Raw genomic sequence first — 14,845 nt, 5'->3', positions numbered from 1 at the left:
CTTTGCTTTGCTTTGCTTTGCTTTGCTTTGCTTTGCTTTGCTTTGCTTTGCTTTGCTTTGAAACAAGGTCGGGGCGCTCACGCGAATTCACCAGTCGCATTTGCAGACCTTCTGCCCGATCCGAGCATGGGATCCGGGCAAAACTCTTCGCGGCAGCGGCGCATATTCCGCTGGCCCTTCCGACCTCATACGCCGGACAATCTGTCCCGCACCCAAGGCCACCCGGCATCTGAGGCAGAGCCCTGCAAGAGCATGACCGCGAGAAAAGTCGGGCGGAAAAATGAAAACGCCCGGAGCAGGCTCCGGGCGTTTTCGCATTCTGGAGTGTCGATCAGGCGAGCGTGCGCTCGACTTCCTCGCGCTCGAAAATCTCGATGATATCGCCAGGGCGGATATCTTCGTAATTCTCGAAGGCCATGCCGCATTCCTGACCGGAAATGACTTCCTTGACCTCGTCCTTGAAGCGCTTGAGCGTCTTGAGCGTACCTTCGTGGATGACCACGTTGTCACGCAGAAGCCGCACACCGGCGGAACGCCGCGCCACACCTTCGGTAACGAGACAGCCCGCGACCTTGCCGACGTTGGAGACCTTGAAGACCTCCCGGATCTCGGCATAGCCGATGAAGTGTTCGCGCACTTCGGCCTTGAGGAGACCGGAGGCAGCGGCTTTCACGTCATCGACCAGATCGTAGATCACCGAATAGTAGCGGATCTCCACACCCTTCTGGTTCGCCGCAGCCCGTGCGGGGGCATTCGCCCGCACGTTGAAGCCGATGACCGGCGCGCCGGAGGCTTCCGCCAGACCGATGTCGCTTTCGGTGATCGCGCCGACGCCCGAATGCAGCACCCGAACGCGGACTTCGTCGTTGCCGACCTTCTCCAGCGCCTGGGTGATCGCCTCGGCAGAACCCTGCACGTCGGCCTTCACCACCACCGGCAGCTCCGCGACGTTCTTGTCGGCCTTGGCCTTCGCCATAAGCTGTTCAAGGGTCGTCGCCGCACCTGCCGCCGCGCGTTTGTCCTTCGCCGCCTGCTCACGGTAATCCGCGATCTCGCGGGCCTGCGCCTCGGTCTCCACGACGTTCAGCACGTCGCCGGCCTCGGGCGTGCCGTTCAGACCCAGCACCTCGACCGGAACCGACGGACCAGCTTCGTCCACCCGCTCGCCCTTGTCGTTGATGAGCGCGCGGACCTTGCCCCACTGCTCACCCACAACGAAGATATCGCCGCGTTTCAGAGTGCCGTTCTGCACCAGAACCGTCGCGACCGGACCCCGGCCCACGTCGAGCTTGGCCTCGATCACCGCCCCCATGGCAGACCGATTCGGGTTTGCCCTGAGGTCGAGAATCTCCGCCTGAAGCGCGATGTTCTCCAGCAGGGTATCAAGCCCCTGGCCGGTCACGGCGGACACTTCGACGTCGAGTACGTCGCCACCCATCTCCTCCACGACAACTTCGTGCTGGAGCAGGTCCGTGCGGACCTTGTTCGGGTTGGCGGAGGGTTTGTCGATCTTGTTGATCGCCACGATCATCGGCACACCGGCGGCCTTGGCGTGGTTGAGCGCCTCCACCGTCTGCGGCATCACCGCGTCATCGGCAGCCACCACCAGCACGACGATGTCCGTCACCTGCGCGCCACGGGCCCGCATGGAGGTGAAGGCCGCGTGGCCGGGCGTGTCGAGGAAGGTCAGGAGCGCACCCGATTCCGTCCGCACCTGATAGGCGCCGATGTGCTGGGTGATCCCGCCCGCCTCGCCCGAGACGACGGAAGTCTTGCGGAGAGCATCGAGCAGCGAGGTCTTGCCGTGGTCGACGTGGCCCATGATGGTCACGATCGGGGGGCGGGCCTCCAGATCCTCGGCCTTGTCCTCGACCGTATAGATCACCTGCTCCACGTCGGCGTCGGAGACGCGCACCGCATTGTGGCCGAATTCCTCGATGATGAGTTCCGCGGTATCGGCGTCGAGCGTCTGGTTCATACTGACCATCATGCCCATCTTCATCAGCGCCTTAACCACGTCCGCGGCCCGTTCGGCCATGCGGTTGGCAAGCTCCTGCACCACGATCGTCTCGGGAAGCTGCACGTCACGCGCCTGCTTCTCGCCCGTGTTGCGGCCCATCGTCTTCTGACGCGCCTTTTCCTGCTTGCGCTTCATCGCGGCAAGCGACCGCTGCCGGCCGCCCGCATCAGACAGGGCTTCCGTCAGGGTAAGCTTGCCCGAACGCCGGCCGTCGCCGCCCTTGTTGCGGGATGTCCTGTCGCTCTCGCGCTCACGGTCGCGGTCGGTCTTGCGGGGCCCGGGGGCCGCCTTGGACGTGCCGCGCTGGGTCGGCGGCTCTTCGGCCGGCTTGGGCTGCTGGGCCGCGGCGGAAGCGGCAGGCTTGCGGGCCTCGCGCTCTTTCTCGCGGCGGGCCTTTTCCTCGGCCTCGGCCTTGGCGCGTGCTTCTTCCTCGGCCTTCAGACGCAGGGCTTCTTCCCGCGCGCGCTCCTCGCGCTCCTTGGCCTCGATCTCGTCGCGGCGCCGCTGGCGCTCTTCTTCGCGCTCCCGCTCTTCGCGTTGGCGCTGCTCGGCCTCATCGGCCTCGCGGGCCTTGGCGGCCTGCACGGCACGGAGCCGGCGCTCCATCTCCGCGTCGGTGATCCCGGCGGGACGCTTGGACGGGTCGCCCAGATGCGGCGAGCCGCCGGCCTTGGCCGAACCTGCACCCGGCTTGGGAACCACCACGCGTTTGCGTTTGGTTTCGACGACGACATTCTTCGTCCGGCCGTGGCTGAAGCTCTGCTTCACCTGACCCGGACGCGAACCGCCACCACCCAGCCCGAGGGGCTTTTTACCGTCTGTTTCGCTCATGCGTCTTTCGTATCCTTCCCGACGGCCCGGCCGCCGATCTGCCCGCGCAATCCGGCGAGCTTTGCGGCTTCCTCTACAACACGGGTTGCGAGTCCGCCAGCCGCAAGCGCGCCGTGTATCGCATGTTCCCGCCCGAAAGCCAAACCCAATTCCGATGCCGTCAGGCACCCAATGAACGTATTCGTTCCACCCGGCGGGTGGAGCTTCGTCTTGCCCCGTTCAGACCCGTCGGAGGCCTGTATCAGGACGGCGGCCCGGTCTTTGTCGAGCCAGTCTTTCACCTTCTCGAACCCCGCTACCGCCTCTCCCGCCTTGCGGGCCAGCGATACGAGATCCACGACACGCCGCGCCACCATCCCCTCCACCTCGTCGGCGAGGTCCGGGGGAACGGTGACGGCGCGGCGGGCGGCGCGGGAAAAGAGGCCCTTGCGGGCCGCCTTGTCCACCGCCGCCCTGTCGGCCGCGACCCATATGCCGCGACCGGGCAGCTTGCCCGTAACGTCGGGGAATATCCGGTCTTCCGGCCCCACGACGAAACGGATCAGCCCCTGCCGGGGCTGAACCTCTCCGGTGACGATGCAGCGCCGCTCGGGCTCTTCGCGCACCTTTTCACGACCTCCACGCGTCAACCGCAACCCGGACGCCGATCAGACGTCCGCCTCCTCTTCCGCTTCTTCCTCGACCTCGTCGGCGGCCTTTTCAAGCTCCGACGGATCAACCCAGCCCAGAAGGACACGCGCGGTCATGACGAGCCGCTGCGCCTCTTCGAGGCTCATGTCGAACTTCTCGAGCAGGCCCTGATCCTTCACACGCTCGCCATTGACCGTTGTCCAGCCGCCGGCAAGTTCCCAGTCGGCGCAGGTCGCGAAATCCTCGAGCGTCTTGACGCCATCCTTCGCCAGCGTCTCCACCATCTGGGGAGTGAGGCCCTCGAATTCAATCAGGCTGTCCTCGGCACCGAGCGTACGGGCATTTTCCAGCGCCTTGCGGCTGACTTCCTCGAGCTGATCGCGGGCACGGGCCTGAAGCTCCTCCGCGGTCGATTCGTCGAAGCCGTCGATGGACAGAAGCTCCTCCAGATCGACATAGGCCACCTCTTCGAGGTTGGTGAAGCCCTCTGCGACCAGAAGCTGCGCCAACGTCTCGTCCACGTCCAGCGCCTCCATGAAGAGGCCCGTCCGCTGGGCGAACTCCGCCTGACGGCGCTGGCTCTCCTCCGCCTCGGTCATGATGTCGATATCGAGCGCGGTGAGCTGGCTGGCCAGACGCACGTTCTGCCCCCGCCGCCCGATGGCGAGCGAAAGCTGCTCGTCCGGCACCACGACCTCGATCCGGCCACCGTCCTCGTCGATCACGACTTTCGACACTTCCGCCGGTTGCAGCGCGTTCACGAGGAACGTCGCCTGATCCTGATTCCACGGGATGATGTCGATCTTCTCACCCTGAAGCTCGTTCACCACCGCCTGCACGCGGGAGCCGCGCATACCCACGCACGCCCCCACCGGGTCGATGGAGTTGTCATAGGAGATCACGGCGATCTTCGCGCGGGAGCCGGGATCGCGGGCGACGGCCTTGATCTCGATGATGCCGTCATAGATCTCCGGCACTTCCATCTTGAACAGTTCGGCCATGAACTGCGGATCGGTACGGGACAGGAAGATTTGCGGGCCGCGGGCCTCGCGGCGCACGTCCTTCACGTAGCAGCGGATACGGTCGCCGATGCGGTAGGACTCACGGCCGATCTTCTCGTTCCGGCGCAGGATGCCTTCGCCCCGGCCGATATCCACGATGACGTTGCCATATTCCTCGCGCTTGACCTGACCGTTGATGATCGTGCCCTTGCGGTCCTTGAATTCCTCGTACTGGCGATCACGCTCGGCCTCGCGGACCTTCTGCAGGATGACCTGCTTGGCCGATTGCGCGGCGATCCGGCCAAGGTCCACCGGGGGAACCTCGTCCACGATCTCATCGCCGATCTGCGGGTCGGCGAGATACTGCTTCGCCTGCTTGACGGTCAGTTGCGCCTGATAGTTCTCGACTTCCTCGTCCGGTGTGACGGTGCGCACACGGGTAAAGGTCGCGCGACCGGTCTTGCGGTCGATCTTCACGCGAATGTCCATCTCGGCGCCGTAGCGCGACTTCGCGGCGCGGGCGAGGCTTTCCTCCATCGCCTCGATGACGAGGCCGGGGTCGATCATCTTCTCGCGCGCCACCGCTTCGGCGGTCTGCAGCAGTTCGAGCTGGTTGGCAGAGGTGATTGCCATGTCAGGCCTCCTCGTTGTCGGTATCGGTGTCGGGTTCGTCTTCGATGTCGTCGTAGCGGCTTTCGTCGATCACGCCCGCGTCCTTGCGCTGGCGGAGCATCTCCGCGATCAGTTCGTCGGTCAGGATCAGCTTGGCGTCGGAGAGCCAGTCGAACTGCAACCCGATGGTCACGTCCTCGCCCGGCTCCTCCAGTTCGATCAGGATCTCATCGCCTTCGGTGCCCCGCAGCAGGCCCTTGAAGCGGCGCCGCCCGTCGATCAGCTCCGTCGTCTCCACGCGGGCCTCATAGCCTTCCCACATGTCAAAATCCTTCAGCCGCGTCAGCGGCCGGTCGATACCGGGGGAAGAAACCTCCAGCGTGTAGGGGTCCTCCAGCGGATCCTCCACGTCCAGTACGGCGGACACGGCGGTGGAGATCCTGGCGCAGTCCTCCACCTCGATGCCGCCCTCCGGGCGGTCGGCCATGATCTGAAGGGTGCGCGTCTTGCCGCCCATGAGACGGATTCGCACAAGCTCGAAGCCCAGACCCTCAATGGTCGGCGCCACGATCTCGGCCAGGCGCCGGTCGATGGCTGTCTTTGCGATAAGGTCGGTCACGGGGATGCTCCCAGGCGGCAGGCGGAAAAGAAAAAACGGGCGCGCGGCCCGTCGAATGTCTCCGGTGGGTCCGGGGGTGGAGGCCGGACGCCGCTGCTTGCAGGCGATATAGGCTTTTCGCCGGGGGAAAGCAAGGGCCGCGGCGCCAGTGGAAAGGGGCGGGAGCGCTCCCGCCCGTTCAGAGCGGCAAAGCCGCCCTTGCCGGTTGGGCCCGGCGCCGCATTCCGCGGCGCGGTCGTGCAAGGGGGAGCCCCTTCGCGTCAGGGCGCGGACAGAAGCGCCACAAGCCGCCGCCGCGCCTCCGGCAGCGGGCGACCCACCAGCTCCTCCGCCAGCCAGCGCTCCATGAAATGACCCGTGGTCAGAAGCCCCGCCGCCAGACCGGCGGCATCCACTGGACCGGCAACCAATGCCTCGGGCCGCGGGAGCAGGCGATCCGCCCATTCTCCCGCCGCCGCGCGTGTCACCGCCCGCCCCGTCCGCGGGCTGACATAGGCAAGCCCCTCCGCCTCCCCCGTCACCGCACAGCGCCCCAGATCGAGGCCGAAGCCCATCTCCGCCAGCAGCGTCACCTCCCACCGCAGATAGTCCGCTTCCCAGCCGGGTGCGGAGAGCCGGTCGAACAGCGTCTCCGTCGCGGCATAGAGGGCCGGATGCGGCTCCCGCTCGGGCAGGGCATAGACAAGCAGCGCGGAGATCGAGGCAAGCGCCGCAAGCGCCGCACGGTCCCCGAACAGCGCGCCGGCCCTCTCCCGCAGAGGTTCCACCGCAAAACTGCCAAGATGCTGGTCGAGTCGTGCCCGCCAGTGCAGCACAAGCTGCGCCCCGGGTTGCAGCACCGGCGCCATCCGGCGAGAGCCGCCGCCATGCACGACCCCCGCATGCAGCCCGTGTCCGGCGGTCAGCACCTGAATGATGGCGGCGCTTTCGCCATGGGGGCGAATCGCGAGGAGGATGCCCTCGTCCTGCCAATCCATCACGCCTGCCCCCGGTGCGGCCGGTCCGGGTATTGCTCCTCCGGCTCCGGCTTTCCCCCGTCTGGCTTTCCCCCGTCTGGCTTTCCCCCGTCTGGCTTTCCCCCGTCTGGCTTTCCCCCGTCTGGCTTTCCGGGATCCGGCTTTTCCGGATCCGGCGCGCAAGTCCCGCCCAGCACGCGGCGCACGAAGGCGGCGCGCTCGGCGATGGAGGCGCGGGGAAGCTCGACCAGCCGGTAGCCGGCTTCGGTATAGGTGTGCCTCATGGCCTCGGCAGTCGCGCGGGCCTCGGCGGCGTCCTGCCGCCTTTCGTTGTCGGGGCCGAAGATCTCCGGCCAGTAGGGGGCGAGAAACACCGGATCATCGTAACGGAACCGTTCCATTGCGCGCTGAACATGGGAAGGAACCGGACGGCCGATGGTTCGCAGATAGCCTGCGACATCCGGCACGCCGCGATCGAAGATCACCGGACCGGAAAGGTCGTTCGCTGCCGCATGGGAGCGGATTTCCCACGCCAGCATGCTCTCTGCGAATAGCGCCGGATCGCGCCAGGGAAGGGCCGGTCCGTCGATCGCCTGCCCCGCCCGGATGAGCGCGCGTCCGGCCTCCGGCATGACGGCCAGCCCCTCGTCCGCGAGTGCCATGATGAGAGATGTCTTGCCCGATCCCGGACCCCCGGTGATGACAATGCGTCGCGGCATGAGCCCCTCCCTTGCCGATCAGCCCAGCCCCGCTTCGTCCAGCAGCGTCCGGCCCTGACGATCCTCTATCTCGATGACCCAGAGGTCGGGGTCGTAGCGGCGCTGGCGGGCGATGGCGGCATCCACCTCCGGCTCCGGTCCTTCGGCCAGCACCTCCCAGCGGCGTGTGTCCGCGATGGGATCCCAGATCCGGTGAGCGGCCCGGGCGGTTCCGTCAAGCAGCGCCACCTTCACCAGCACGGCACCGGCAGTCGGATCACCCTTCGCCGTCACATAGGCCGGGATGTCGTTCAGCCCCAGCCTGCGCAGATAGGCGGAAACCCAGAAATCGGCGGTAAGCCGCGCTTCAGGCATCGCCGTCGCGGAAGTCGAGGCCCATTTCGCTGTAGCGCTCGCGCTCCTCCAACCAGTTCTCGCGCACGCGGACCTGAAGGAAAAGATGCGCCGGACGCCCGAGGAATTCCGTGATATCGACCCGCGCGGCCTGCCCAATGGCCTTCACCGTCTCGCCCTTGTGGCCCAGCACGATGCCCTTGTGGCCGTCGCGGGCGACATAGATCACCTGGTCGATACGGACGGAGCCATCCGGCCGCTCCTCCCACTTCTCCGTTTCCACGGTGAGATTGTAGGGAAGTTCCTCATGCAGGCGGAGGGTGAGCTTTTCCCGCGTGATCTCGGCCGCGATCATGCGCATCGGCAGGTCGGCGATCTGGTCCTCCGGGTAGAGCCACGGCCCCTCCGGCACCTCACCCGCCAGCCATTCGCGCAGGTCTTTAACGCCGTAACCCTTCTCGGCGGAGATCATGAAGGTCCGCGCGAACGGATAGGCTTCGTTCATCTGGGCGGACAGCGCGAGCAGCACCTCCGCCTTCACGCGGTCGATCTTGTTGATGGCGAGGGCCACAGGCCGGTTCTGCACCCGCTCCTTCAGCGCGTCGATGATGGCGCGGGTGCCGTCGGTCAGGCCGCGGTGCGCCTCGATCAGCAGGACCACGACATCGGCATCGGCAGCCCCGCCCCAGGCGGCGGCGACCATCGCCCTGTCCAGCCGCCGCCGCGGACGGAACAGCCCCGGCGTATCGACGAAGACGAGTTGCGACTGCCCCTCCATCACGATGCCGCGGATTCGGGCGCGCGTCGTCTGGACCTTGTGGGTGACGATGGAGACCTTGGCCCCCACCATACGGTTCATGAGCGTCGACTTGCCGGCATTCGGCTCGCCGATCAGAGCGACGAAACCAGCGCGGGTCGTCTCGGTCATGCGATTTCTCCTGAAAAGCCCGGAATCGGGCCGGAATGGAAGGGACAGCTCCTATCCCAAGGTCGGCAGCGCGCCCAGATGTTTCAAGCGTGGTGGCGGATTTACCGTGCCGCAAGGGGGGATTTGCCCGATATGCGGTAACTCCCCCGGGGCAGATCAAGCGGGGCAGATCAAGCGGGGCGGTCAGCCCTCGCCAGCCTCCAGCCGGTCGAGAAGCATGCGCGCCGCAGCTTGCTCGGCCTGCCGCTTGGCCCCCGCCTTCGCGGTTTCCGTCTCCCCGTTGTCAAGCTGCACCTCGATGGTGAAGACGGGTGCATGATCGGGGCCGGAGCGGCCCTTCTCCACGTAGCGGGGCGGCGACAGGCCCCGCGCCTGCGCCCATTCCTGAAGCTGGGTCTTGGCATCGCGGGCATCGGCATCGACGCGGTCGATCCGGTCCCCCCAAAGCGAGAGCACGATAGAGCGCGTCGCCTCCAGCCCGGCATCGAGATAGAGCGCGGCGATCACCGCCTCCATCGCATCGCCGAGCAGCGCCTCCTTGCGCCGCCCGCCGGACATCATCTCCGACCGGCCGAGCTTCAGCACGTCGCCCAGCCCGATCTGGCGGGCCACATCGGCACAGGTTTCCTTGCGGACCAGTGCATTGAAGCGCGGCGCCACCTGCCCCTCGCTCGCCCCCGAATCGGCGGACAGCAATGCATCCGCGATGATGAGGCCCAGCACCCGGTCTCCCAGAAACTCCAGCCGCTGGTTGTCGGGCCGCGTGGCCGAACCGATGGAGGCATGGGTCAGCGCGCGCACCAGAAGCGCCGGGTCATCGAAATCATGCCCCAGCCTGCCGGAGAAGGCCTGAAGTTCCTGCGAGACTTTCACTCGATCGCCTTGAAGAACCTGTCGGACCGCCAAGTCCAGAAATACAGCATGGAGCGCCCGGCGGAGGAGAACATCACCCGGTCGGCCCGGCCGATCAGGTTCTCGAAGGGCACCATGCCGACGCCGCCCACCGCCTGCGAGAAGCGGCTGTCCTGGCTGTTGTCACGGTTGTCGCCCATGAAGAAGAAATGCCCCTCCGGCACCGTGAACAGCGGCGTGTTGTCCGCATAGCTCATGTCGATGTCGAGGATGTCATGCGTCCGCCCCTCGGGCAGGGTCTCGGTCAGGCGATGCTTGATGCAGGTGCCGCCCTCGCCCACGGGCGCATTGGCGCAGCGCGGGTAGCTGCCCATCGGGCCCTGCGGCTCGTAGGTCTCGGAGAAATCGCCCGCGGGCACCTGCGGCACTTCCTGACCGTTGATGAACAGAACGCCGTTCCTGACCTGCACGGTGTCGCCGGGCAGCCCGATCAGCCGCTTGATGAAGTCGGACCCATCGACCGGATGGCGGAACACCACCACATCGCCCCGTTCGGGCATGGTGGCGAAAAGCCGGCCCGAGATCGGGCAGAGGCCGAAGGGGCAGGAATACTGGGAATAGCCATAGGCCATCTTGTTCACGAACAGGAAGTCGCCGACCAGCAGCGTATCCTTCATCGATTCGGACGGGATCCAGAAGGGCTGAAAGAACAGGGTGCGGAACACGCCTGCGATCAGCAGCGCCCAGAAGATGGTCTTGATCGTCTCGACGATGCCGCCGCTTTTCGCCGTTGCCTTGCTCGCCATTCTGTCCGTCCTGCCGTTTTCGAGCCCGTTCATGCGGGCGGGGAGTGGGGGAAGTCAAGTTGCCTTGCCGGAGTCGGCGGCAAGCGGCCGGGCCTCGATCACCACGAAGGCCTGAGCCCAGGGATGATCGTCGGTCAGCGTCACATGGATGATAGCCTCATGCCCGGCGGGCGTCATGCGGTTGAGACGCTCCGCCGCCCAACCCGTGAGCCTCATCACCGGCTGTCCGGTTTCCAGATTGGAGACCGACATGTCCTTCCACGCGATGCCCATGCGCAGGCCGGTGCCGAGCGCCTTGGAACAGGCCTCCTTCGCGGCCCAGCGTTTGGCATAGGTGCCCGCGCTGTCGGCCCGCCGGTCGGCCTTCCGCTGCTCCACCTCGGTAAAGACGCGGTTGCGGAAGCGGTCGCCGAAACGCTCCAGCGTGGCCGCGATCCGCTCGATATTGGCCAGATCCGTGCCGATGCCGAGGATCACATCACCGCTCCGCCGAAGGCCGCGATGCGGGCCGCGTCCATCCGCTGGCGCATCCCCTCGATGGCGGGGCCGAGACCGGTGAAAATCGCCTCTCCAATGAGGAAGTGGCCGATATTCAGCTCCATCACCTCCGGGAAGGCCGCGACCGGCGCCACCGTCTCGAACGAAAGCCCGTGCCCGGCATGGACCTCCAGCCCCAGACCACGCGCCCGCGCGGCCCCTTCGCGGAGCGACGCCAGTTCCGCGTCCCGCTCCGCCAGGCGGCCCTCCGCATGGAAGTCGCAATAGGCCCCGGTGTGCAGCTCCACCACGGCCGCACCCACGGCGGCCGCCGCTTCGATCTGTCGCGCCTCATGGCCGATGAACAGCGACACGCGGATGCCGGCCTCCGCCAGCCCGCCCACGTAATCGGTCAGCCGCGCCGCGTCGCCCGCCACGTCCAGACCGCCCTCCGTCGTCCGCTCCTCCCGCCGCTCGGGCACGAGGCAGCAGGCATGGGGACGAAGGCGGAGCGCGATCGCCCGCATCTCCTCCGTCGCGGCCATCTCAAAGTTCAGCGGCACGCCCAGGTCGCGGGCCAGGCGCTCCATGTCGGCATCGCGGATATGGCGGCGATCCTCGCGCAGATGGGCGGTGATGCCGTCCGCACCCGCCTCCTCCGCCAGCTTCGCCGCGCGGACCGGATCGGGCCAGTCGCCGCCACGCGCGTTCCTGACCGTCGCGACGTGGTCGATATTGACCCCGAGGCGGAGCTTTCCGAGCGGTCTGGTGGCGGGCATCTGGGGCTTCCTTCGTGGGGGCCTACGCGGGGCTTCGTGGCGGAAAGATGATTTGCGGGCGACCCTAGCGGTTTGACGCGTCCTCGTCAGCCGTCTCACTGTATTTTGCCCGCGCCCGCTGCAACCGCTCCTCTATCCTGCGAAGGCGCGCGCGGTGATAGGTCCGCAGCAGCGGCAGCAGAAGCACATAGGCCGCGACCCCGGCGGCTATTCCGGTAAGCATCCCGCCCACCAGATAGGGCAGGAAGATGTCCTGCCAGAACCGCGAGAGAAAGCCCCAGTGCATCTCTCCCTGCCCGAACAGCGCGCGGATGTTGCGCCAAAGCTCACCGGAGGCCTGGGAGAACTCCACGGGAAGCCGGTAGATCGGCACATGCGCGTCATGCGGCGTGAACAGATACCCCACCTCGAGCGAGGCGGTGGCAATCAGCGGGAAGGTCAGCGGATTGCCGAGGAAAGTCGCGATGAGCGCCGCCGGAATATTGCCGCGGATCGCCCAGGCGATCAGGGCCGCGCCAAGGAAATGCAGCCCGAAAAACGGCGTGAAGGAGATGAACACCCCCGCCGCAATTCCCCGCGCCACCCGGCCCGGATCGTCCGGCAGCCGGCGCAGGCGGTGCCAGACATAGCTCGATGCCCTGAGCCAGCCGCCGGAGGGATAGAGGAACTCCCGCACGGAGCGCCAGCGTGACCGGGGAGTGCGGCGCCTGAACACTGGAGCCTCCCGCCGCGCTTCAGGGCTTGCGGTTCGGATCGCGGACCCGGTCGAGCTGGGTCAGCTCACTCTCCGCCTCGAGCGCCGTCATCAGCTTGTGCAGATGCTCGGCATCCCGCAGATCTGCCTCCACCGCGATGGTGTGATAGTCGGGCTTGCGGTCGAGGAAGTGGAGATCGACGATATTCGCCTTCTGCTCGCCAAAGACTGTGCAGATGCGGCCCAGAACGCCCACCCCGTTCAGGATGGTCAGCCGGAAGGAGACGGTGTGGATCGGCGGATGCCGTCCGGGTGTCCAGTGCAGATCGACCCATCGTTCCGGCTGGCTCTCGAACTCCGCCAGCACAGGGCAGTCGATGCCGTGGGCCACGACTCCCTTGCCGCGATAGGTGATGCCGACGATCCGCTCCCCCGGCACCGGCTGACAGCACATGGCGCGACGGAAGGGCTGATCGGGCGCCAGGCCCAGCACCGGCCGCTGCACGTCCACCTCGTCCGCCCGCTCCGCGACCAGCTCGGGATAGAGCGTCTCCACCACGTGGCGGGCGGCGATCTCGGCAGAACCCACGCGCGCCAGCAGCTCATCCGCATCCGGCAGGCCGAGCATCCGCGCGACGGTGCGCAGCGCCTTGTCCGTCGGCTTCCGGCCAAGCTGCTCGAAGGCCACGCGGATCAGCTCCTGCCCCAGACGGATGAACCGGCCACGGTCCTCCTCGCGGAGCGAGCGGCGGATCGCGGCCTTGGCGCGGCCGGTCTTGACGATGTCGATCCAGGTCGTCTGCGGGCGCTGACCTTCGGCGGTGATGATCTCCACCGACTGACCGTTCTTCAGCCTTGTCCAGAGCGGCACGCGGATGCCGTCCACCTTGGCCGAAACGGTGGAATTGCCGATCCGCGTGTGGATGGCATAGGCAAAGTCCAGAGGCGTCGCGCCGCGGGGAAGCTGGATGACCTCTCCCTTCGGGGTGAAGCAGAACACCTGATCGGAATACATCTCGAGCTTCACATGCTCGAGAAACTCGTCGTAATCCTCCGAATCGTAGCGTTCGGTAAGGGTGGCGAGCCATTTCGTCGGATCGACGGCGAACGGGTTCTGCGAACGGACCCCGTCGCGATAGGACCAGTGGGCGGCGACCCCGGCCTCCGCCACCTCATGCATCTGGCGGGTGCGGATCTGCACCTCCACACGCTTGCCGTCGCGCGCAGCGACGGTGGTGTGGATGGAGCGGTAGCCGTTCAGTTTCGGCTGGCTGATATAGTCCTTGAAACGCTCCGGCACCGCGCGCCAGCGGGTATGGATCACGCCGAGGGTGCGGTAGCAGTCCGGCTCCGTCCGCGTAATGATGCGGAAGCCGTAGATGTCCGACAGGCGGGAGAAGGAAAGCTGCTTCTCCGTCATCTTGCGCCAGATGGAATAGGGCTTCTTGGCCCGGCCATAGACATCGGCCTCCACCCCCGCCTTCTCCAGCTCGATGCGGATGTCGGCGGTGATGCGATGCACCACATCCCCCGTCTCCCGCTGGAGCGTCAGGAACCGGCGGATGATGGAATTGCGGGCCTCCGGGTTCAGCACGCGGAAGGCCAGATCCTCCAGCTCCTCCCGCATCCACTGCATCCCCATGCGGCCGGCGAGCGGGGCGAAGATATCCATCGTCTCGCGCGCCTTCTGCACCTGCTTCTCGGGGCGCATGGACTTGATCGTCCGCATGTTGTGGAGGCGGTCGGCAAGCTTGACGAGGATCACGCGAAGATCCTTCGACATGGCCATGAGCAGCTTGCGGAAGTTCTCCGCCTGCTTCGATTCCACGGAGGACAACTGGAGATTGGTGAGCTTCGTCACGCCCTCGACCAGCTCGGCGATATCGCGGCCGAAAAGCTGTTCGAGCTCCTCGAAGGTGGCGCGTGTATCCTCCAGCGTGTCGTGGAGCAGCGCGGTCACGATCGTCGCATCATCCAGCCGCTGCTCTGTCAGAATGGCGGCGACGGCGACGGGATGGGTGAAGTATTCCTCGCCCGACTGGCGATACTGGCCCCGATGCATCTCCCGCCCGAAACCGTAGGCGAGCCGGATGAGATCGGCGTTGCACCGGGGATTGTAGTTGCGCACCAGCGCGATGAGGTCTTCGACGTCGATCATCGCCTGGCGCGTCGTTCTTGTATCGGAGAGTGCGTCGTTGAGGGCGACCGTCTCAGTGTTCCCCTTGGGCTTCCATGAGGGCGCGGAGCATCCGCTCCTCGCTCATGTCGTCCTGCGCCGGACGGTCGAGTTCCGCCCCCATGAGGAGCGCCATCTCGTCGTCCTCGGGCTCATCGACCTCTATCTGGGTCTGGTTCGAGGCGATCAGCCGCTCACGCAGATCGTCGGCGGACTGGGTTTCCTCCGCCACTTCGCGGAGCGCGACGACGGGGTTCTTGTCGTTGTCCCGATCGACCGTCAGCACGCTGCCCGACGCGATTTCACGCGCCCGGTGCGCCGCGAGCAAAACGAGCTCGAAGCGGTTCGGAACCTTGTCGACGCAATCTTCTACCGTCACGCGGGCCATGGCTGCTCCAATCGGGTAAACCTG

The 14,845-nt window shown here is 66.4% G+C and carries 15 protein-coding genes; all 15 read right to left on the bottom strand.

Going from position 1 to position 14,845, the window contains the following annotated elements:
- Positions 1–331: 331 nt before the first annotated feature.
- Positions 332–2,851, bottom strand: coding sequence for a translation initiation factor IF-2 (gene infB, locus RT513_RS12305; RefSeq protein WP_290685996.1), 2,520 nt, complete (start codon positions 2,849–2,851; stop codon positions 332–334).
- The gene (locus RT513_RS12300) at positions 2,848–3,480 is read right to left on the bottom strand and encodes an RNA-binding protein (RefSeq protein WP_373447812.1); all 633 of its coding nucleotides are present in this window, start codon (positions 3,478–3,480) and stop codon (positions 2,848–2,850) included. The genes infB and RT513_RS12300 overlap by 4 nt, the downstream gene beginning before the upstream one ends.
- Before the next feature lie 18 nt (positions 3,481–3,498).
- On the bottom strand, positions 3,499–5,115 hold the full coding sequence (gene nusA / locus RT513_RS12295; RefSeq protein WP_088216606.1) for a transcription termination factor NusA: 1,617 nt from the start codon (positions 5,113–5,115) through the stop codon (positions 3,499–3,501).
- Between the two features lies 1 nt (position 5,116).
- Positions 5,117–5,713, bottom strand: coding sequence for a ribosome maturation factor RimP (gene rimP, locus RT513_RS12290; protein WP_088216605.1), 597 nt, complete (start codon positions 5,711–5,713; stop codon positions 5,117–5,119).
- Positions 5,714–5,973: 260 nt separating this feature from the next.
- Positions 5,974–6,693 (bottom strand): DNA repair protein RecO, encoded by a 720-nt coding sequence (recO, locus tag RT513_RS12285; RefSeq protein WP_290686003.1) that lies wholly within the window; start codon positions 6,691–6,693, stop codon positions 5,974–5,976.
- A complete protein-coding gene (locus tag RT513_RS12280; protein WP_313534098.1) occupies positions 6,690–7,388 on the bottom strand; it encodes an AAA family ATPase in 699 nt (232 codons plus the stop codon). Before RT513_RS12280 ends, recO begins: the two co-directional genes overlap by 4 nt.
- An 18-nt stretch (positions 7,389–7,406) precedes the next feature.
- Positions 7,407–7,742 (bottom strand): DUF1491 family protein, encoded by a 336-nt coding sequence (locus RT513_RS12275; RefSeq protein WP_290686006.1) that lies wholly within the window; start codon positions 7,740–7,742, stop codon positions 7,407–7,409.
- Positions 7,735–8,649 (bottom strand): GTPase Era, encoded by a 915-nt coding sequence (gene era, locus RT513_RS12270; protein ID WP_088216601.1) that lies wholly within the window; start codon positions 8,647–8,649, stop codon positions 7,735–7,737. Before era ends, RT513_RS12275 begins: the two co-directional genes overlap by 8 nt.
- A gap of 183 nt (positions 8,650–8,832) precedes the next feature.
- On the bottom strand, positions 8,833–9,522 hold the full coding sequence (rnc, locus tag RT513_RS12265; RefSeq protein ID WP_088216600.1) for a ribonuclease III: 690 nt from the start codon (positions 9,520–9,522) through the stop codon (positions 8,833–8,835).
- Positions 9,519–10,307: a signal peptidase I gene (gene lepB / locus RT513_RS12260; protein WP_088216599.1), complete on the bottom strand. Its 789-nt coding sequence runs from the start codon at positions 10,305–10,307 to the stop codon at positions 9,519–9,521. Before lepB ends, rnc begins: the two co-directional genes overlap by 4 nt.
- Positions 10,308–10,361: 54 nt before the next feature.
- Complete coding sequence (gene acpS / locus RT513_RS12255) at positions 10,362–10,784, bottom strand: holo-ACP synthase (RefSeq protein WP_035742343.1); 423 nt, start codon at positions 10,782–10,784, stop codon at positions 10,362–10,364.
- Positions 10,781–11,563: a pyridoxine 5'-phosphate synthase gene (locus RT513_RS12250; RefSeq protein ID WP_290686015.1), complete on the bottom strand. Its 783-nt coding sequence runs from the start codon at positions 11,561–11,563 to the stop codon at positions 10,781–10,783. The genes acpS and RT513_RS12250 overlap by 4 nt, the downstream gene beginning before the upstream one ends.
- Before the next feature lie 64 nt (positions 11,564–11,627).
- Positions 11,628–12,278 carry a DUF2062 domain-containing protein gene (locus RT513_RS12245; RefSeq protein WP_290686025.1) on the bottom strand — a complete coding sequence of 217 codons (651 nt, stop codon included), beginning with the start codon at positions 12,276–12,278 and terminating at the stop codon, positions 11,628–11,630.
- A gap of 19 nt (positions 12,279–12,297) precedes the next feature.
- Complete coding sequence (locus RT513_RS12240; protein WP_088216596.1) at positions 12,298–14,415, bottom strand: RelA/SpoT family protein; 2,118 nt, start codon at positions 14,413–14,415, stop codon at positions 12,298–12,300.
- Positions 14,416–14,467: 52 nt separating this feature from the next.
- Positions 14,468–14,821 carry a DNA-directed RNA polymerase subunit omega gene (gene rpoZ / locus RT513_RS12235; protein ID WP_035707266.1) on the bottom strand — a complete coding sequence of 118 codons (354 nt, stop codon included), beginning with the start codon at positions 14,819–14,821 and terminating at the stop codon, positions 14,468–14,470.
- Positions 14,822–14,845 lie beyond the last annotated feature (24 nt).

The organism is Haematobacter sp., assembly GCF_032102465.1.
GTDB lineage: Bacteria > Pseudomonadota > Alphaproteobacteria > Rhodobacterales > Rhodobacteraceae > Haematobacter.
Note: the sequence above shows the minus strand (reverse complement) of the source record. Positions and strands in the feature narration are given on the sequence as shown.